At 72.4% G+C, this 19,850-nt stretch carries 15 protein-coding genes and 1 pseudogene; 7 read left to right on the top strand and 9 right to left on the bottom strand.

From position 1 onward, the window contains the following. Positions 1 to 54 precede the first annotated feature (54 nt). The 3 genes and pseudogenes from OO52_RS26625 to OO52_RS26640 all read left to right on the top strand — a co-directional run bounded on the left by OO52_RS26625 (position 55) and on the right by OO52_RS26640 (position 3,156). Entirely contained in the window at positions 55 to 975 is a 921-nt protein-coding gene (locus tag OO52_RS26625; RefSeq protein WP_051818567.1) for an AraC family transcriptional regulator, read from the top strand. Between the two features lie 271 nt (positions 976 to 1,246). Beyond that, entirely contained in the window at positions 1,247 to 1,894 is a 648-nt protein-coding gene (locus tag OO52_RS26630) for a hemerythrin domain-containing protein (protein WP_267881562.1), read from the top strand. Between the two features lie 398 nt (positions 1,895 to 2,292). Further along, a pseudogene (locus OO52_RS26640) lies at positions 2,293 to 3,156 on the top strand (LLM class flavin-dependent oxidoreductase). A 323-nt stretch (positions 3,157 to 3,479) separates the two neighbouring features. Here OO52_RS26640 and OO52_RS26645 read toward each other — a convergent pair. Continuing rightward, entirely contained in the window at positions 3,480 to 4,247 is a 768-nt protein-coding gene (locus OO52_RS26645) for an acyl-CoA thioesterase (protein ID WP_307820110.1), read from the bottom strand. 331 nt (positions 4,248 to 4,578) lie between these two features. Continuing rightward, positions 4,579 to 5,340, bottom strand: coding sequence for an IclR family transcriptional regulator (locus OO52_RS26650; RefSeq protein ID WP_030646639.1), 762 nt, complete (start codon positions 5,338 to 5,340; stop codon positions 4,579 to 4,581). A 250-nt stretch (positions 5,341 to 5,590) separates the two neighbouring features. Between OO52_RS26650 and OO52_RS26655 the strand changes: the two genes are divergently transcribed. The 4 genes from OO52_RS26655 (at position 5,591) to OO52_RS26670 (ending at position 11,453) form a co-directional block, all read left to right on the top strand. After that, on the top strand, positions 5,591 to 6,454 hold the full coding sequence (locus tag OO52_RS26655) for an alpha/beta fold hydrolase (RefSeq protein ID WP_030646641.1): 864 nt from the start codon (positions 5,591 to 5,593) through the stop codon (positions 6,452 to 6,454). Positions 6,455 to 6,991: 537 nt separating this feature from the next. Further along, positions 6,992 to 8,410: an FAD-binding oxidoreductase gene (locus tag OO52_RS26660; RefSeq protein WP_051818572.1), complete on the top strand. Its 1,419-nt coding sequence runs from the start codon at positions 6,992 to 6,994 to the stop codon at positions 8,408 to 8,410. Positions 8,411 to 8,537: 127 nt separating this feature from the next. After that, positions 8,538 to 10,685, top strand: a complete 2,148-nt coding sequence (locus OO52_RS26665) for a SpoIIE family protein phosphatase (RefSeq protein ID WP_051818574.1) — start codon at positions 8,538 to 8,540, stop codon at positions 10,683 to 10,685. A gap of 141 nt (positions 10,686 to 10,826) precedes the next feature. Further along, positions 10,827 to 11,453, top strand: a complete 627-nt coding sequence (locus OO52_RS26670) for a GNAT family N-acetyltransferase (protein ID WP_051818577.1) — start codon at positions 10,827 to 10,829, stop codon at positions 11,451 to 11,453. A 180-nt stretch (positions 11,454 to 11,633) separates the two neighbouring features. Here the strand turns inward: OO52_RS26670 and OO52_RS26675 are convergent, their stop codons facing one another. The 7 genes from OO52_RS26675 to OO52_RS26705 form a co-directional block, all read right to left on the bottom strand. Then, the gene (locus tag OO52_RS26675; RefSeq protein WP_030646649.1) at positions 11,634 to 12,254 is read right to left on the bottom strand and encodes a sugar O-acetyltransferase; all 621 of its coding nucleotides are present in this window, start codon (positions 12,252 to 12,254) and stop codon (positions 11,634 to 11,636) included. Between the two features lie 74 nt (positions 12,255 to 12,328). Continuing rightward, positions 12,329 to 13,792 carry a hypothetical protein gene (locus OO52_RS26680; RefSeq protein WP_051818579.1) on the bottom strand — a complete coding sequence of 488 codons (1,464 nt, stop codon included), beginning with the start codon at positions 13,790 to 13,792 and terminating at the stop codon, positions 12,329 to 12,331. A gap of 388 nt (positions 13,793 to 14,180) precedes the next feature. Then, complete coding sequence (locus tag OO52_RS26685; RefSeq protein WP_030646653.1) at positions 14,181 to 15,194, bottom strand: 2-hydroxyacid dehydrogenase; 1,014 nt, start codon at positions 15,192 to 15,194, stop codon at positions 14,181 to 14,183. 138 nt (positions 15,195 to 15,332) lie between these two features. After that, positions 15,333 to 16,559: a cytochrome P450 family protein gene (locus tag OO52_RS26690; protein ID WP_030646655.1), complete on the bottom strand. Its 1,227-nt coding sequence runs from the start codon at positions 16,557 to 16,559 to the stop codon at positions 15,333 to 15,335. A 657-nt stretch (positions 16,560 to 17,216) separates the two neighbouring features. Then, a complete protein-coding gene (locus tag OO52_RS26695; RefSeq protein WP_030646657.1) occupies positions 17,217 to 18,281 on the bottom strand; it encodes a sugar kinase in 1,065 nt (354 codons plus the stop codon). Continuing rightward, positions 18,278 to 19,198 carry an SMP-30/gluconolactonase/LRE family protein gene (locus tag OO52_RS26700; protein WP_030646659.1) on the bottom strand — a complete coding sequence of 307 codons (921 nt, stop codon included), beginning with the start codon at positions 19,196 to 19,198 and terminating at the stop codon, positions 18,278 to 18,280. Before OO52_RS26700 ends, OO52_RS26695 begins: the two co-directional genes overlap by 4 nt. Continuing rightward, complete coding sequence (locus OO52_RS26705) at positions 19,195 to 19,827, bottom strand: bifunctional 4-hydroxy-2-oxoglutarate aldolase/2-dehydro-3-deoxy-phosphogluconate aldolase (protein ID WP_030646661.1); 633 nt, start codon at positions 19,825 to 19,827, stop codon at positions 19,195 to 19,197. Before OO52_RS26705 ends, OO52_RS26700 begins: the two co-directional genes overlap by 4 nt. Positions 19,828 to 19,850: the final 23 nt, after the last annotated feature.

Genomic DNA, 19,850 nt, shown 5'->3' on the forward strand with positions numbered 1-19,850 from the left:
ACCCGACCCCGTCGGCACAGTGCCTCTCGCGGCACCCGCACGCGGAGCTCCGGAATGGAACCTCTCCAGGAACTGCTCACTCTGATCCTCGAACACGTGGGGGACGGTGGCCGCACGGCAACGGTCGCGGAGGGCGTGACCGTCGCGGTCGTGGGCGAGACGACGCCCCCGGTCGTCGCCGCGCGGGCCGCTCCCACCCTGGCGATCGTGGCCCAGGGCACCATCCGCACGGTCAGCAGCGGGGAATCGCACGAATACGGCGCCGGCAAGTACCTGGTGGCCCCGCTCAACCTGACGTCGACCAGCCAGGTCATCCGGGCGGATCCCGACGAGCCCCTCGCCGTCTTCATCATGGACCTCAGCCCGCAGGCCATCGCCTCGCTCCTGCTGGAGACGACCGACACGGCCACGGCTCCGGTCCGCCGGAAGCTCTTGATCAGTGACGCGACGCCGAAGCTGCTCGATCCGGTCGTGCGACTGCTGCGAGCCGCTCGCTGCCCGGAGGACCTGCGGGTCCTCGGCCCGTCGTATCAGCGGGAGATCCTGTGGCGGTTGCTCACCGGGGACCAGGGCGCGCTCACACGGCGGATCGGCCAGGCCGACAGCGTGCTCCCGCACATCGCCCGGGCCATCGGCTGGATCCGCGAGCACTACGACGAGCGGCTCAGCGTCGCCGATCTCGCCCGGTTGTGCGGCATGAGCACGTCCTCCTTCCACCGGCACTTCCGGACGGCGACGTCCCTGACGCCGCTTCAGTTTCAGAAGACCCTGCGCCTGCAGACCGCCCGCACCCTTCTGTGGGCCCGTTCGGGGAGCGTCACGGATATCGCTCACCGCGTGGGGTACGAAAGCCCGTCGCAATTCAATCGGGAGTACCGGAAATTGTTCGGCACCTCTCCGGGGCGCGATTCGCGCGACAACGGCCGTACGCCGAGCGGGCCGGAGAACGGAGAGATTTCCGGGACACATCCATAAAGTTGACAGTATCGTGCACGCGGGCAGCAGGATCGATCTCTCTGATTCATGGGACGGTCTGGTGGAATGGGGCCCCGAAGGGGGAAGTTGGTCCTGGACACCGGAGAACCCGACAGCAGCACGTCACGCTCCTGTACTGGTCTCGGCGGATCTCCTTTCCTCCGTCCCGACACCCAGGAGATGTTCTTGGCGTGCCGGTGAGATCTCCCCATCGATCCGAGGAATGGCAGTGCCTCCGACCGTCAACGAACCCATGGCCGATGTACGAGACATGTATATGGCCCATGCCGCATTGCGCCGTGAGTTCCGGCTGCTTCCGCAGCTGATCCGGGACGTCGTCCCGGGCGATACCGCGCGTGCGGCCGTCGTAGGCGCACACGCGGATCTCGTGTGCCGCGTTCTGCACACGCATCACGAGGGTGAGGATGTACTGCTCTGGCCGAAGCTCCTGGATCGGGGCGGTGAAGAGGCCCTGTCCATCGTGCCCGTGATGGAGACGCAGCATCAGTCCATCGACCGTGCCCTTGACAGGGCGACCGGACTCCTGCGCGACTGGCGCACCACCGAGCGGGGCGGCGAGGAACTGGCCGACGCCTTCGAGGTTCTGCTGTCCGCGCTCGTGGCGCACATGGCCACGGAGGAGAAGGTCGTGCTTCCCCTCGCCGAGCGGCATGTCACCGCCGCGGAGTGGAGAGAGCTGGGCGAGCACGGCATGAGCGCCATCGCGAAGAGGGATCTTCCACTGACCTTCGGCATGGCCATGTACGAGGGCGACCCCGAGGTCATCAAGGCGGTTCTCTCCCATGCGCCGCTGCCCGTCCGCCTGCTCGTACCCGTCCTCGGGCGTCGCCGCTACGCCGCCCACGCGAGGCACGTTCATGGCACGTCCAGGCCGGCACGCCTCGGCACCCTCGTCTGAGCCTGCCCCGGACGACTTCGGACGCGCGCGTCCGTCGCCCGGGACGGACGTTTCAGGTGGGGCCCGCACCCGTCGGACGGGTGCGGGCCGTCGCACGGTGGCCGCAGCCGACGCGCTCGGACCACGGTCCGCGCCACAGGGCGGCGGCGAGGTGGCTCGCACGCCGCCGGCCGTTCGCGCCCTCCTTCGGTGCCTCGCCCCGGAGGCTGCCGTATCCGTCGATCGCCCCGACGGTCCTGGCCCGGCTCAGGTCGCGGCCACGGGGCGCGCCGACACGGCTCGCCGTAGCCGGGGTGTGCCTGACGGCCGCCATCGCCCGCCTGGCCGGCGCACGTGGTCAACGGTCACGTCAGCCGAATCCGATTGCCCGTTCACCGGGTACTGCCCATCCTGCTGGGATGCGCTTCTCCATCAACATCCCGAACTTCGGCGACTTCGCCGACCCCCGCAACGTCGCGACCGTGGCGGCCGCCGCCGAACAAGCCGGCTGGGACGGGCTGTTCGTCTGGGACCACGTCCTGCACCGACAGCACCAGGGGCGTCCCTTCGGAGATCCCTGGATGCTGCTGACCGCGGCCGCGCTGGCGACCTCCCGCATCCGACTGGGCACCCTGCTGACGCCGGTCCCCCGTTACCGCCCGCAACAACTGGCCCGCCAGGTGGCCACCTTGGACCATCTCAGCGGTGGCCGGGTGACCTTCGCCGCCGGGCTGGGCGGTCCGATCGAGGACGAGTACCGCAGCTTCGGCGACTTCGCCGAGCCGCGCGTCCTCGCCGAACGCCTGGACGAGGGACTGGAATTGCTGAGTCGTTTCTGGTCCGGCGAGCCGGTGAACCACCACGGCCGGCACTACGAGGTCCGGGACGTGACGCTGCTGCCCGCCGGCGTGCAGCGGCCCCGACCGCCGGTGTGGATCGGCGGGTTCTGACCGCGTCGTGCGCCCATGCGGCGAGCGGCGCGATGGGACGGCGCTGTGCCCCTCTTCGAGACGGCACGGCACGGGCATGTGCCCGACGCGGCGGAGGTACGGGAACTGGTCGCCCACGTACGCGAGCACCGCGCGTCCGGGGCCGGGGGCCCCTTCGAGTTCGTGCTGGGCGGCGCCACGCCCCCGGACCCGGCGAAGGCCAAGGACCTGATCGGGCCACTGCACGACGCCGGCGCCACCTGGTGGGACGAGCGGCAGATCCAGACCGGCCCCGACCTGGACCGCCTGCCGCCGGTGCTGCGCCGCATCGAGGCGGGGCCGCCGGTGATCTGATCGGCCCTTCGCCCCCCGGCAGACCCGCACGGAGCGGGGGACCGCACGAGGTCAGGAAGCGCTCGGGCGGTCCGGGTCCTCGCCGTCGGCCTCGAACACCTTCGTCCATGTGGCCCCGCACCGGCAGCGGGAGTGCTCGATCAGTTCTCCTTGTTCCGACACGCTCATTCCCTGACTGAGCCGCACGTGCACATGATCGCCCATGAGGAACTGCTTTCCTTCACGTCCGTAATCGCATCATCCTGGTGGTTTGTCGCTCGGGATGGCAATGCCGCAGCTCACACACTCGCCGGTGTCCGGGAAACGCGCACCGACCCTTGAGGTCAGCCCGCCCGCGGGGCGTCGAACCCCTCGCGTACGGCGCGCGCCTGCCGGGCAAGGGCGAGCAGCCGGCCGTCGGTGGACCAGAGGGCGCTGTTCTCGATGGCCCAGCCGCTGCCGGCGTGCTCGGTGCGGATGCGGACCAGGGCCCACTCCGAGGCGGGACGGGCGTCCACGGCGTCGGTGAAGTGCACGGTCAGTTCGGCGGTCGGCACCGGCCGCGGCACGGTCCACAGGGCGAAGAGCGCCGGCGGAAGGGCATCGGCGAGGACCACCAGAGTCCGGGCGTCCAGCGGCCTGCGGTCGGCGAAGCGTATCCACGCCAGGAGCTCTGCGCGCTCTCCGCCACCGAGGGGGCGGGCGTCGGTGGCCGGCCGGATCTCCAGGTGGGAGGCGAAGAGCGCCAGGTCGGGCGGGAGGGCGAGCGGCGGACAGTCCTCGGGGTCCGGTACGGCGGGTGCGGGCAGGTCGGTGTAGGCGGGGCCGCTGCCGCCCCGCCCGAACACCGCGGAACCTGTCAGGACGGGGTCGCCGCCCTGCAGCGCGGTGACCGCGGACATCGATGTGCGGCGGCCCTCGCGCAGCACCCGGGCCTCGAAGCGCAGCGACCGCTGGTCCACCGGGGCCAGGAAGTGCGCGCCCACGGTGCGGACGGGAACCGGGTGCCCGGTCCGTCCGGCGAGGCGGTCGTGCATGGCGGCGAGCGCCAGGGCGGCCACGTATCCGCCGTGGGCGCCGGCCCAGGACGTCCAGGAACCGTCGATGCGCACGCTGCCGTCGGTCTGGGGCCACGCTTGCGGGGCAGGGCCCGCGGCGGCTCCGGTTTCCGAGGGGGTGCTGAGGTGGTGTGGAGCTGAATCGGGCATGCCGACCCCTTGGGTAGGTGAGTAAGTTTGGTTTTTGGACCCACCGTAGAGAAGCGCACCGCGAAAAGGTTACCGAGCCGGTGGAAAGCGGGGGCGACCGGCGGGCGCGTTTCCGGCATTGCGGGAAAAGCGGCGCCGCACCCAGGGCGGTTCGCGGCGGGACGCGGGAGGCGGGGCGGCCCGTTCCGGCTTTCACCTGCGCGGGGAGCCGGCTGTTCAGGTCGCCATGAGGCGTCTATAGCCCGGCGGGGTGCTCCGCGGCGCGCAGCCGCTCCGCCACCTGCGTCGCCGCTCCCCGCACCGCGACGACGAGGGCCGACTCGTGCCGGGTGAACCGGCGCATCGGGGCACTGACACTGAGGGAGGCGACCACCTCCGCGCGGGGGCCGTAAATGCCCGCGGCCACACACCCGACGTCCGGGATGGATTCGCCGTAGTCGAAGGAGATACCGGTATTCCGGATTTCCTCCAATTGCCGCATCAGGTCATCGACGTCGACCAGAGCGCGCGTGGTGGGGGTGCGCAGCGGCTGCGCGCGCAGGAGCCGCTCGGCCTGCGCCGGCGGTCGTGCGGCGAGCAGGAGCCGGCCCGAGGGGAAGGCGTGGGCCTCGTAGCGGGTGCCCACCCGCGGTCCGAGCACCGACAGGGGGTCGTCGCCCACGACCTTGTCGATGAACAGCACGCAGCCGCGCAGGAACACGCCCACGCAGACGGTCTCGCCGAGCCGGCGGGACGCGGCCTCCATGACGGGGTGCGCGGCACTGATCAGGGCCGACGACGAACGCTGCACCTCCCCCAGTTCGAAGGCGCGCCAGCCGAGTTCGTACCGACCCCGGCAGCGGACCTGCAGCAGCCCGGCCTCCGTGAGACCGGTGAGCAGGGAATGCGCGGTGGACCTGGGCATGCCCAGCGAGGCAGCGACATCGCTGACTCCCCACTCCGGAGCGGCCTGTGTGAACAGGTCCAGCACCCGGCCGGCCTTCGCGAGAGTCGACATCACCCCGCTCCTTCGGTCCGCTCCCCAGCGCCCGGGACCGGTGCTCCGGGGCACGGGTCCGTGCCGTGACCGCCGCTGTCGCCCCTCGCCGGTGTCGCCGCTGCCGCCGCTGAAAGGGAGTCCGCCTAATCCCGTATGTTCGCATATGAGGTGGTTCTTTGCTCAGGCGGTACGGAAATGCCGATCGAGCCGTGCATCGGGAGGCCGTGTGGCCGACAGTGCAGGCACCACCTCACGAAAGGACGGCGTGATGATTTCGCCCTCACTCGTGGCGCCGGACCTGTTCACGGAACTGAACGGCACACGCTTCGCCCATCGCCGCTTCGGCCGCCCGGACGGCGTTCCCCTGGTCCTGCTGAGCCGGTTCCGCGGCACGATGGACGACTGGGACCCGCTGTTCGTCGACGCCCTCGCGGAGGAACGGCCCGTCATCCTGTTCGACAACGCCGGAATCGGCAGGTCCGGAGGCCGCACACCCGGCACGATCACCGAGATGGCGGACACGGCGGCCGCGTTCATCGCCGCGGTCGCCGACCCGCCGGTCGACCTCCTGGGCTTCTCGCTGGGCGGGTACGTCGCCCAGCGGCTCACTCTGGCGCGCCCCGAACTGGTCAGGCGGTTGGTCCTGGCCGGGACGGGACCGGGCGCCGGCGAGGGCATCCAGCCCTCCCAGCCCCAGGTGGCGCCCTTGAGGTCGGCGGCGGAGATGGACCCGGCGGCACTGCGGGCGCTGTTCTTCACTCGGTCCGCGGCAGGTGCGCGCGCCGCCGAGGACGTGTGGGACCGTACGCACCAGCGGCCTCAGCGTGAGCCGGAGGTCCCGGCCGAGTCCTATGAACGGCAGATCGACGCCATCGCGCACTGGTCGTCGGCCGACGGCGACGGCGCGTACGACTCGCTGGGACGCCTGACCCTTCCGGTGCTGGTCGCCAACGGCAACGACGACGTCATGATCCCCACCGTCAACTCGTTCGTCATGTCCCAGTTGCTCCCCGACGCCGAGCTGGTGGTCCACCCGGACTCCGGGCACGGTTTCCTCTTCCAGTACGCGGAGCTCTTCGCCGCGCGCGTCAACGAGTTCCTCGACCGTCCGCGGGCTGCGGACACCCCGTGAGGTGAAGGCGGGGGCGTGCCCCTGGCGACGCCGTCGGCGGCTCGCGGTGCACGGCACCCCGCATGACCGAGCGCTCCGGCCCGGACCCGCAGGGCGGCCGGGTCGGCGAGACGCCGGGCGACGAAACGCCTCACCCGCGCGAGAGCGGGCGGTCCGGGTGGCGAGGGCCGCGTCCCCGGTCTCGTCGTGGGGTGCTTCCGCGATCCCCACGTGCGTGATGCCGCCGTAGTCCTGACGCACGCTCCGGGTGAGCGCGGCGACGGGCCGCCGGATCGGCGCCGGGGCGTCAGGCGCCTCGACGCGCCTGCGGACCTCCTCCGCGACCGGGCGGAGGACCACGCGTCGACGCGTGTGCGCGGCAGTCCCTGAGCCCGGGGTGCCACTACGGCGATGTCGTCCACCCACGTCGCGAAGCGACCCTGCCATGCCCGCGTACGCCACGCCCCTGCCCGGCCCTGCCCTGGCGGGCTTGCTCGACCCGGTCGCCTCCCCCCGGCTTCATGGCTCCCCCTTTCCATCGAGATGCAGGAGACAACCATGCGAAACCCCACTCCCGTGCGCGCCGCCGCCAGGGAACTGCTGGCTCAACTGGCCCCGGAGCAGGTTCTCACCGACGGCCCCGGCTACGAGCAGGGCACCCGGCTGTGGAACGGAGCCGTACGGCACCGGCCCGCGCTGATCGTGCGTCCCAGGACCCCGGCCCAGGTGCAGGCGGCGGTTCTCGCCGCGCGCGGCAACGGGCTGCCCCTGTCGGTACGCGGCGGCGGACACGACTGGGCCGGGCGCTCGCTCTCCCCCGACGGCCTGGTCGTCGACCTGTCCTCGATGCGGCAGGTCGTCGTCGACCCCCGTGCGCGCACCGCCACCGTGCGGGGCGGCGCCACCGCCGGGGACGTGGTCACGGCCGCCGACCCGCACGGACTGTGCCCCGCCACCGACACGGTCGCCGGCGTCGGCATGACCGGGCTGACGCTCGCCGGGGGCTACGGCCCCCTCAACGGGCGCGCCGGGCTGGCCCTGGACAACCTCCTGGCGGCCGACGTCGTTCTCGCCGACGGGCGCCTCGTCACCGTCGATCCCGACCGCGAACCGGAGCTGTACTGGGCCCTGCGCGGCGGAGGAGGCAACTTCGGCGCGGTCACCTCCCTGCGGATCCGGCTGCACCCGGTGCCCCACCTCGTGGCCGGGCTGATCACCTATCCGCTGTCCCGAGCGCCACGCGTCTGGGAGCGCCTGGACGCCTTCCTCGCCGCCGCACCGGACGAGCTCACCGTCCAGAGCGGACTCGTCTCCGGCCCCGACGGCGGCCCCGCCCTCTTCCTCGCACCGGTCTGGAGCGGCGACCCGGACCGCGCCGAGGCGGCCGTCAGCCCGCTCCAGCGGCTCGGACCGCCCCTGTCGGCACAGATATCACCGATGCCCCTGGCGCAGATGCTGCGCCTGAACGAGCAGTGGGCTCCCGCCGGACGCCACTACGCCATCGCCACACGGACCCTCACCCGTCTCACCTCCGGCGCCACCGCCGAACTGGCCGAGGCCGCGGCCACCAGGACGTCACCCCTGACCGGGATCGCCGTCCACCACTTCCACGGGGCGGCCACCCGCGTGCCGCTGGCATCGACCGCCTTCGGACTGCGGCGTGACCACTTCGTCGTGGAGATCGTGGCGGTCTGGCAGCCCGGCGACGAGCGGGCCTCCCGCCACCGTGCCTGGGCGGACGCCACCTCCGGCGCCCTCGCACGCCACGCACTCCCCGGGGGCTATGCCAACCTCCTCGGCCCCGACGCCCACGACCAGACCGCCCACGCCTACGGCCCCCACACCGGGCGGCTCCTGGCGGCCAAGAAGCGCTACGACCCCGACCGCGTCTTCGCCGCCACGCCTTTGCCCACCGCCAGGCACGGCGCGTCCGCCCACCGCGGCACCGGATCGGCCCGTGGCCCGGAACCGGGCTGAGGCGGGCTCAGGGGCCCGGCGGCAATTCCCTTACCGCGACCGCCGGGCACTCCGGCCCCGAACGGTGCCCACGGGCCCCCACTCACGAACCTCACGAACCTCACGAACCAACCGGAAGGAACCGGGCATGACCGCACGGATACCGGCCGGCCTGGACGGCATCCTGCGCACCGCGTCCACGGCAGGCAGAGCGACCCTGGAATCCCTGGTGAGCCGCCCCCGGGTGGGGCTGGCGGTGTGGGACACCGACCTGCGCTGCGTCTGGGTCAACGGCACACTGGGACGCCAGGACGGCATACCCGCCCCGCGACGGCAGGGGCGACGGCCCTCCCGGGCGCTGCGCGGCGACGCCGACGCGCTGGAAACGGTGATGGAGCGGGTCCTGGCCGACGGCGCTCCGGTGATCGGCCGGGAGTACCGCGTACCGGCTGCGGCCGGGCGACCGGAGCGCGTCCTCTCGGTGTCCTTCTTCCGGCTCGACGACGCCGACGGCCGGCCGCTGGGCGTGTGCTCCCTGGTCCAGGACCCGGCCGGCCGACGGTGGACGGGGCGGTGCCTGGCCCTGCTCAGCGATGCCGCCACCAGGATCGGCACCACGCTGGACGTCATGCGGACGGGGCAGGAACTGGCGGACTTCGCCGTGCCGTTCCTGGCGGACTACGTGACGGTCGAGCTGACGGAGGCTGTGCGGCTCGGCGCGGAACCCCTGGACCGGCTCGGTCCGACGGGCGGGCGGGTACCCGTCTTCCGGCGCGCCGGACTGGCCTCCGTCCGCCCCGGGGCGCCCGAGTCGCTCTGGAACCGGGGCGAGGCCGTCTACGTGGCCGCGGCGTCACCGTTCACCCAGGTCCTGTCCTCCGGCTGCTCCCTGCTCGAACCCGACCTGGCCGGGTCCACGCGGGCACGGCTGGACCTGGACCCGGCGCGGGCCGAGAAGATCCGCGCCTACGGGATGCACTCCCTCATGGTCGTGCCGATGCACGCCCGCGGGATCCTGCTGGGGGTCGCGGTCTTCGTCCGCGGTGGCAACCCCGCACCGTTCGACGAAGAGGACCTGCTCCTGGCCGAGGAACTCGTCCGCCGGGCAGCGCTCAGCCTCGACAACGCCAGGCGGTACACACGTGAACGCGCCGCCGCCCTGGCGCTCCAGCGCACCCTGCTTCCCCACCGTGTGACGGGCGGGGCCGCCCTCGACGTGGTCACCCGGTACCTGCCCGCGGACGCCGAAGATGGCGTCGGCGGCGACTGGTTCGACGTCATCCCGCTGCCCGGCGCCCGGGTGGCCCTCGTCGTGGGAGACGTGGTCGGACACGGCCTCGACGCCGCGGCCACCATGGGCCGCCTGCGGATGGCGGTACGGACCCTGGCCGAAGTCGACCTGCCCCCCGACGAACTGCTCAACCACCTCAACGAGGTGGTCGGCCGCCTGGCACAGGAGGACCCCGCCGAGGAGCAGTCCGCGTCCTCGGTGGGCGCCACCTGCCTCTACGCCGTGTACGACCCGGTCACCCGCGCCTGCGCCATGGCCCGCGCCGGTCATCCACCGCCGGCGATCCTCCAGCCCGACGGCAAGGTGGTCCTCCCCGACGTCCCGGCCGGCACGCCGCTGGGTCTGGCCACGCTGCCGTACGAGAGCACGGAGCTGGAGCTGCCCGAGGGGAGCGTGATCGCCCTGTTCAGCGACGGCCTCATCGAGGACCGCCGGCACGACATCGACGAAGGCATCGACCGCCTCAGCGCCCATCTCGCCCGGCCCGGCGCCACCCTGGAGGAACTGTCCCGCGTCCTGATCGACACCCTGCCGGCCACGAGGCCCTCCGACGACGTCACGCTCCTCCTCGCCCGCACCCGCTCACTCCGCTCCCACGACACCGCCTCGTGGGAACTGCCCGCCGACGCGTCCGCCGCCGGAACAGCGCGTTCCCTGGCAGTCCGGCAGCTGGCCCGGTGGGGGCTGGAGAAGCTGACGGAGACCACCGAACTCCTCGTCAGCGAACTGGTCACCAACGCCGTCCTCCACGCCGGAGGTCCCATCCGCCTGAACATGATCCGCCATCAGGCACTGGTCTGCGAGGTCACCGACGGCAGCACCGGCGCACCACGCCTGCGCCACGCCCACCCCTACGACGAGAACGGCCGCGGCCTGTTCCTCGTAGCGCGACTGGCCGGCCGGTGGGGCAGCCGCCACACGCCCGACGGCAAGCTCGTCTGGGCCGAACAGGCCGTCCCCGCGGCGTCCGGCATCGGGCACCTACCGCACCCGACAGGTGAGTGACATGAAAGCGAACACAGCCCCCTCCCTCCACGCGCTGCTGGCCACTGCCGGGACTACTGGCTCGGCTGGGGCGCACAGGACCGGCAGGACGACGGTCTGACCTACTACCGCAGCGGACTGCCCCACCCCTCGCTCAACGCGGTGCTGCGCCTGCGCGCCGCCGACCGGATCGACCAGTGCGTCGAGCGCGCCGCCCACGCCCTGGCCGGAGTGCCGTGGCTGTGGTGGGTCGGCCCGGACACTGACCCCGAGGTCCGTGACAGGCTCGTCGCCCGCGGCGCGACCCGGGTCGGCTCGATGCCGATCATGGTCGTCGGCACCGACCGGCTCCCCGACATCGGCGGCCCCCCGGGCCTGGAGATCGAAACCGTCGACACCATGGACGCCCTGACCGAGTGGGTGCGCGTGTACAGCGCCTCCTTCGGCTTCGCCGCCCACCTGCTGGACGGCATCGTGCGGTGCGAGGCCACCAGGCCCGACGCCTCGGCTCTCGTCCGCTTCACCGGGCGCCTCCACGGACAGCCCGTGGGCACCGCCCTCATGTTCGCCGCGCACGATGTCGCGGGCGTCTACGTGGTCACCACCGCCGAAGCCCACCGCCGCCGAGGCATCGGAGCAGCCCTCACCTGCGCGGCCCTGCGAGCCGGCCGTGAACGCGGTCTGCGGACCGGCACGCTCCAGGCCAGCGGCCTGGGCGTCGGAGTCTACCGGCGCATGGGGTTCCGGACGGTCGACGCATACGAACTGTTCCAGCTCCCGTCGCCGTGACCCCGCCGGGGCTTCGGCCGGCTCGTCGACGGGGCCGAGGCGCGCGTCGCAGTTCTCCGGCTAGGCCGCCACGGAACTCGCGCAAGGGGTCCCACACCGTACCGGTCTGCTCGCGTCGTACCGGAAGCGTCGTATGACACATGCTCCCGCGTTCTCGTGCGGGAGTGAACCGTGACGTCCTCACCGACGGGCGGCTGGAGCACCCCCGGCTGAGCGCGTGGTGAGGTCCTCCTCCGTGATGGCGCGGACCACCCGGCACGGGGTTCCGACCGCGACGGTCATCGGGGGGATGTCCCGGCTCACGACGCTGCCGGCGCCGATGACCGAGCCGTATCCGATGCGGACACCCGGCAGGACCACCGCGTTGCTGCCGATCCAGACCTTGTCCTCGATCACGATCGGTTCCGAGAACCGGCCGAAGTCGGCGCGTCGCGACGGGTGCACCGGGTGTCCCGTCGTGGTCAGGGTGACGCTTGGAGCGATCATGACACCGTCGCCTATGCGGATGTCCACGTCGTCGACGAACGTGAGGTTCACGTTCCCGAAGAAGTCGTCGCCCAGGTGGACGTTGCTGCCGAACCCGGCGTGGAACGGCGGCAGCAACACCGTGCGTTCACCCACCGAGCCGAAGATCGCGACGAGCAGCGAACGGCGCTTCTCCGTTTGACCCGGTGGTGTGTGGTTGTACTCGAAGATCTCCTCGGCGCGGCGCCGAGGGGCCTGGAAGGCCGCCTCCGACTCGGTGTAGACCAGCCCCTTGGCGATCCGGGCCAGCACTTCTTCCTCGTGAGCCTGCGTCACCGCGGAACGCTCCCCTCGTCCAGCCCTCGGGCACGGGCCCGACGCCGCCATGGTCGACCGTGCGCATCCAGAGCCTACGGCGCGATGCCGACACCCGGAACACGGCTCCAGGCCCTCTCCTGCCGTGCCGTCATGGCCGGCCAGTGGAGGCCGCCCGGTCGGGCGGCGACGCGAGAGGCGTAGGAGGAGGGGTGGAACCCCGCGTCGTAGAAGCATCCGGTGGCATAGACCCGGTCGAATGCCGCGCATGTGGCCGCGATCTCCCGGGGAGTCGGTTTCTCTCCCGTGCGCACCCAGGTGTCCAGGGCGGCGAGGGAGTTGGCGTACTCCGAGTCGCTCAGCTGGCTGTGCTCGTGTTCCTCGGTGAACGTCTGCACCAGGTACCTGTCCCGGTGGGCGCCCCGGAGTGTGGCGCGGTAGGCCGCCTCGTGCTCGACGAACGCGGTGGGATCGTCGATCGCGTGCAGGGTGAGCACGGGAAGGGCGACCTTGCCGGTGAGATCGCTGTCGTAGGACAGGTCGCGCGCGGCGGCCGGGTCGGCGGCGAAGCGTTCCACCCCGGCGTTCAGGGCCTCGTCGTCGTGCGAACCCGAGTACCACACGCCCTGGTTGCCGAACGGGTTCCGGTCGCCGAGGCGGTTGTGGACGATGTCCCGGAAGGTGAAGACGGCGAAGCGAAGGTGGGATTCGAGTGTGCGTTCCGGGATCTTGGTGACGGCGAGGATGTCGTCCAGATTTCGCTGCTGCTGAGGTGTGCGCTCCTGTGGGGCGGAGGCGTAGCCCGTGCACTCCTGGAGGCGGGCGCGCAGCCCCGTCGTCGTCAGGGTCGAACCCGGGCGCAGGCCCTGCCACAGCGGGTACGAGGGCTCGGACGGGCGGGGCAGGTTCTTGCAGTAGTACTGGTAGACCACCCGTAGGTCGACGCGGTAGTCGTAGCCGCGGGAGCCTCCGGCGAGAACGCCGTCCGTGAGCAGGGCCCCGTCGTACGGCCCGTGGGGGCCGCCGTACACCTCCACCGCTTTGGCGGCCACGTCGCCGCCCCACGACTGGCCGTGCAGATACGTCCGCCGGGGCTCGCCGAACGCCGACACGAACAGTCGGCGGACGTTCTCGGTGTCGGCGGCGGCCATGCGGGTGCCGTAACCGCCGCGCCGGTAGGACGAGCCGGCCCAGGCGTAGCCCTGGTCGACCATGACCGACCAGCGGTCGAGGTCCGCGACACTGCGTTCGGGGTCGGAACCCTCGCCCAGATCGGGGCCGCCGTGTGCGTGCACGACGAGTGACCCGTTCCATTTCTTCGGCACGGCCATGGCGTAGTACGCGCCGTTCGCGTCCTGGCCGGTGTAGCACGTGGCCCTGCCCGCCAGGCCGGCCGGGCAGTCCGCGGGCGTCGGTTGTGCGGTGTTCGCCCGCGCGGACGGGACGTTCACGAGGGCCCCGAGCGTCACGGCGGCGAGCCCGGCCACCAGCGCGAGGCGCGGGCGCCGACGGCGGCGGGTCCGTCCGATGAGAAGAGCGGGTGTCCTTGGTCTGTCCACGGTGCGGCTCCCACGTCGTTCGGCAAGTCCGCCGGATGTTATGGATCAGCGTGATGCGGGGCCATGGTCACGAGTGTTGCGTTCATAGTGTTCGCGCCCCCGGGGGTGGGTTCGCCGGGACCGAAGGAGTCCTCGCCCGAATAGTGGGACGAGCGGCGCCCCTCAGCGTCGATCTGCCGTGATCCCGTACGTTTCCGCAGGTCAGCGCACCGCCGACAGGCCCTCCGAACCTGTGTGAGGCGGACCACATCCCCAGGTCTTCCGTCGCGAACCACTGGAAGCGTAGGTTCCGGTTTACCCCGCGACGGCGCCTTCACAGGTGCTGGTCCGCCACTCCCGGGGCGGCGGACCAGCGGGGGCCAAATCTGCGCACAGCCGAGACCGCGTGTCACGCCGTCCCGGGCCTGACCAGCGTGTTGTCGCTGGTCAGGCCCGCGAGGTAGTCCGCGATGTTGGTCACCGTGGTCTCAGCGATCTGGCCTACGGCGTCCCTGGTGAAGTACGCCTGGTGCGAGGTGACCAGCACGTTGCTGAAGGTCATCAGCCTCGCGAGCCGTTCGTCGGTCATCACTTCCAGCGACTTGTCCAGGAAGAACACGCCGGCCTCCTCCTCGTACACATCGAGCCCCACGCCGCTCAGCCGCCCCGCGCGCAGTGCCTCCAGGAGGGCATCGGTGTCCACGAGGCCGCCCCGGCTGGAGTTGATCAGGATGGCGTCGTCCTTCATCAGCGCCAGCGCCTTGGTGTCGACGAGGTGGTGCGTGTCGGGCAGCAGCGGTACGTGCAGGCTGACCAGGTCCGCCTCGGCGAACAGCCGCTCCCGTGGGACGTACTCCACGCGCAGGGCGAGGCAGTCGGGACTCTCGGCGATGTCCCAGGCGAGCAGCCGCATGCCGAAGCCGTGGGCGATCCGTGCGAAGGCGGTGCCGATCTTCCCGGTGCCCACCACCCCGGCCGTGCGGCCACGCAGGTCCCGGCCCATCAGCCCGTCGAGCCGGAAGTCGAACTCCCGGGTGCGCTGCACGGCGCGGACGATCCGGCGGTTGACAGCGAGCGCGAGGGTCCAGGCGAACTCGGCCACCGAGTACGGCGAGTAGTACGAGACGCGGGCCACCGACAGGCCGTTCTCCTCGGCGGCGCGGAGGTCGATGTTGTTGTGGCCGGTGGACCGCTGGGCGATCATCCGGGTGCCGCCACCGGCCAGGGCACGCAGCACCTCGGCGTCCAGGGTGTCGTTGACGCTGCTGATCACCACCTCGTGGCCGAGTGCGGTCGGCACGGTGTCCCGGTCCAGGAAGAGACCCAGACAGCGCAGCTCGTGACGGCCCGCGAACGCCTTGTCGAACGTCTCCCGCAGCAGGGGCTCCTCGTCGGAGAGGACGCCGTACGCGACGATCTCCACCTGGTCTTCTCCCGTCGCCTCGGGTGATCTCGTGTCCACCGTGGGCCGTGACGGCCACGGGGGACGAGGCCGCCGGGGCCGTACAGCCGGGCCACCGGCCTCAGGGTGACCGCGGTGGCCGGGGGCAGCCGGCGGTGTTCAGCCCGGGTCGCCGGGAGTGAACGTGACGGGAAGTCCGGCCGGGCCACGGAGGCCGCCGGGGCGCCAGGTCAGCTCCGTCGGCGGCACGGCCAGGGCCAGGTCCGGCAGACGGCGCAGAACCGTTCCGATGGCGATCTGGCCCTCCAGGCGGGCCAGCGGCGCGCCCAGGCAGTAGTGGATGCCGTGCCCGAAGGCCAGGTGGCCGTTGTCCCGTCGGGTGATGTCCAGCCGGTCGGGCTCGGGGAACCGTGCCGGGTCACGGTCGGCGATCGCGGACGCGATGAGCACGGTCGCGCCGCGCGGGACCCTCACGCCGGCGATCTCGACGTCTTCGCGTGCGAATCGGGCGATGCCCGGGCTGACCGGGCCGTCGAAGCGCAGGAACTCCTCGATCGCGTCCGGCAGCAGTTCCGGGTTTTCCCGCAGGAGGGTGAGCTGGTCGGGGTGGGTGAGCAGCGCGGCGATGCCGCCGGCGATCAGGTTGACCGTCGTGATGTACCCGGCCACCAGCAGCAGGAAGGTCATGGCGATCAGCTCGTCGTGACTCAGCCGCTGCTCCTGGTCGTGGGCGTTGATCAGCGCGCTGAGAAGGTCGTCCCCCGGCCGGGCACGCTTGGCTTCGAGGTGCTTCGTCACGTAGGCGCGCATCTGCTGCCACGCCTCGTCGACGACGACCGGGTCGGGCATCTTCTCCCCTCGTACGAGCATGGCGTCGGTCCACCGCTGGAAGTCGTACCGGTCGTCCACCGGCACGCCCAGCAGCTCGCTGATGACGGTGACCGGCAGGGGCAGCGCGAAGTCCGCCACGAGTTCGGCCCGGCCGGCCGGGAGGACCGCGTCGAGGAGCCGGTCGGTGATCTCCTGGATACGGGGCCGCAGCTCGGCGATCCGGCGCGCCGTGAACGCCTTCGACACCAGGCGGCGCAGCCGGGTGTGGTCGGGCGGGTCGGAGCGCAGCATGGTGCTCAACATCGATTCCCGCTCGAACTCGGGGAGCTGTTCGACGAGGCGGGGATCGGAGGCGTCACGGACATCGCTGCTCAGCCTGGGGTCGGACAGGGCGGCGAGTCCGTCCTCGTAGCGGGTGACCAGCCAGGCGTCCAGGCCGCCGGCGATGATCGCGCAGCGGACGGGGCCCTCCTCGCGGAGTCGTCGGTACAGGGGGTAGGGATCCGCCACGAAGGCCGGGTCGCCGTAGGGGAGAAGGACTGGCTGCTGGCTCATCGTGCCTCCCGGAACAGGCAGCGACCATATGTTCGTGTTTGTCGCTGTCTAGGGTGTATACCCAGATTCCTCGGCCGGGCGGCATGGCCTGCCTCTCGCGGCGGGCCCCACCGCCTCCCCGTGGCCGTGGCGGTCCCGGCGCTGCTGCTGTGCGGAGCCGGCGTGGCGCAGTGGGTGACGCTGGTCGGGGTGGTGGTCGTACTGGCCGTCGTCGCGGTCGCGACGTCTGGTCGGCGGGGTGTGGCATCGGGCCGGGGCGGCCATGCTGGTGGCGGTGGCCGGTTTCGCGCTGACGCTGTTCGCCGGACCCGCGGTGTACGAGGGGTACATGCGGACCGTGGGCGATCCGGTGGACGCGGTCGTCGTGGACGTCGCCGGCCTGCACCGCGAGCACGGCGCCGGCATGGTGTGCACGCTCCGCGAACTGGGCGGCGAGCGGCGCACCTTCGAGGTCTCCCAGATGCAGAACTGCTTCGGGCAGGCCGGGAAGGGCGACCGGATCACGGTGCGGGAGGACCCGCTGGGGCTGCTCGATCCCTGGCTTCCGTACGGGCCCGAGGACCGGGACACCACCGGGATCACCGTCGCCACGACGATCGGGCCGACGCTGCTGGTCGGTGCTTCCGTCTTCCACGGGGGACAGCGGCGGCGCGCCGGTCAGCGGGCGGCTCCGCCTGGCGCGTACCCCGTGCCCGGCGGAGTTCGCTCCCGCACCTGGCCGGCTGCCTCCCACTCCGGGTCCGGCAGGGCGAGGAGCCGTTCGATGCGGTCCTGGGCCGGCAGCGGGCCGTGGTCCCCTGTCACCCGCAGCGCCGACACCGCCGTGATGTGTCCCAGTCTGAGCGCCCGCGTCGTCGTGAGGCCCCTCAGGAGACCCGCGAGGAAACCCGCGGCGAAGGCGTCGCCGGCGCCCACGGGTTCGACCACGGCCGTCCGTAGCGCCGGCACGGTGTACACGCCGTGGTCGGTGAGGGCGGTGGCGGCGTGGGCGCCGTCCTTGACCACGAGGATGCGGGGATGCGGGAGCAGGTGCCGTACGTCGGTCACCGTCAGGTCCTCGCCCCACAGGCCCTGCGCCTCGTCGAGGCCGACGAAGACGATGTCCGCCCGGTCGGCCAGTCGGCGCAGCACGGGGGCCGCGGTGCCGTCGGGCCACAGGGCGGGTCGGTGGTTGACGTCGAAGCTGAGCGCGTGGGAGCGCGCGTCCACGGGAGTGGCCAGTGCCTTGGTGACCAGTTCCCGGCAGGAGGGCGACAGGGCGGGGGTGATGCCGGTGAAGTGCAGCAGGGCCGCCGAGCGGACGGGCTCCTCGTCCAGCAGTTCCGGACCGAGTGTGGAAGCCGCCGAACCCGCTCGGTAGTAGTGCACGCGCGTGCCGGTGGCGGTGCCCGGGCTCTTCACCAGCAGACCCGTGGGGTGCCGGGCGTCGGTGCGCACGTGCGAGACGTCGACTCCGGCGGCGGACACCGTGGCGCGCACGCGTCTGCCCAGCGGATCGTCCCCCAGGGCCGAGAGCCAGGCGACCGGGATGCCGTGGTCGGCCAGGTACATGGCCACGTTCGACTCCGCGCCCGCCACCGACAGCCTCAACTGCCCGGCTTGCTCCAGTGGTTCGGGCGGATCGGGCACCAAGGCCGCCATCGTCTCGCCGACGCACACCACGCGCCCGGCGGCGGGGCGCCACGGCTGACCCGTCAGGTCTCGCGCCTTGGCCCCGGTCACGCGGGTCCCCTCCCCGACGCTTCGCCCCGGACCACCGCCGGCGCCGTCGGGACGACGGAGGCAGTCGGTCGATAGGGCGCGGCCGGGCTGCCCGGCACCTCGACCCGGACGCTGAACACGGCGCCGTCGTACGGCCCGGGCGGGTTCAGGCCCAGCCGCGCGGTGGTGATGTGCAGGACGTCGCCCTCGAGGCACACGCCGGCCGGCCGGCTCGCGGGCAGCCGCAGGATGCGGTCCGGCGTGCCGTCGGGAAGGTGACGGCGTACCGTTCCGCTGCCCCAGACGGCGATCCACACGGCGCCCTCCGCGTCGACCGCCATGCCGTCGGGGCTGCCGTCGTCCACGGTGACGAAGACCTCGGGTGTGCCGAGCCGGCCGGTCGGGGGGTCGACGGGATAGCGGCGGACGACGCCTCGGGCGCTGTCGGCGAGGTACATCGAGCGCCCGTCCGGGGTGAACACGGGGCCGTTGGGCACGGTGATGCCCTCCAGGACGCGTTCCACCGTGCCGTCGTGGCCGACGCGGTAGAGCGCGCCGGCGTCCTCGTCGGCGTCGTAGCTCATGCTGCCCGCCCAGAAGCGGCCCGAGGGGTCGGCCACGGCGTCGTTCATGCGCATGCGCGGTGCGCCGCCGTCCTCCGGGCGGCCCAGCCAGCTCATGGCGCCGTCGGGGTGGAGCAGGCAGATGCCGGTTCCCGCGGCCGCGATCCAGGTGCCCGGGTGATCTGCGACGGGGGCGACGGCCCCCAGCGGAACAGGGAGGTGCGCGACGGTCCGCAGCGGGGCCGTGGGATCGGCGGGGGCCGTGAGGAGGCGACCGGCGAGGAGGTCCACCAGGACGATCCCGGTGCCGGTCCAGCGGATGCCCTCGCCGAGTTCGAGGCGGTCCGGGCGGGTGGGGCGGGGCTCCGCGGTCACGGCGCCACCTCTCGTGCGACGGTGCGGAAGGCGCGGGCCCGGGTCCTCAGCGCGTCGACGCTGCCGCCGTCGGCGGCGTCGCCGACGAGCGGGGAACCGACGCCGACCGCCGTCGCCCCCGCGGCGAGGCAGGCGCGGGCGACGGCCTCGTCGACCCCGCCCACGGGGACGAACGCGGCGTCGGGGAACGGGCCGCGCAGGGCCTTCAGGTACGCGGCTCCCCCGGCCTGGGCGATCGGGAAGATCTTCAGCGCCGCCGCGCCCATGCTCCGGGCGGCGATCACGTCGGTCGGGGTGAACACACCGGCGAGCACCGGCAGGCCCAGGTCGTGTGCGGCGGGTACGGCTTCGCCCAGGCCGGGCGTGACCACGAACGCCGCTCCCGCGCGGTGGGCGGCACGCGCGTCGGCGGCGGTCAGGACAGTGCCCGCGCCCAAGGGGCGGTCGGGGCCGAGGAGTTCCCGGGCCCGCGCGATGACGGTGAGGGCGTCCGTGCCGGTGAGCGACACCTCGATGAGGTCGATGCCCTCCTCGGAAAGTGTCAGTACGGTGCGCAGCGCGGCCTCGGCGTCGCGTCCGCGGACGATGGCCAGCAGACGGTGGGCCGCGAGTGCGGCGGGCAGATCCACGAACGGGTCTCCTTGCTGGGGGA

Origin of the sequence: Streptomyces flaveolus (genome assembly GCF_000716535.1) — a bacterium.
GTDB lineage: Bacteria > Actinomycetota > Actinomycetes > Streptomycetales > Streptomycetaceae > Streptomyces > Streptomyces flaveolus_A.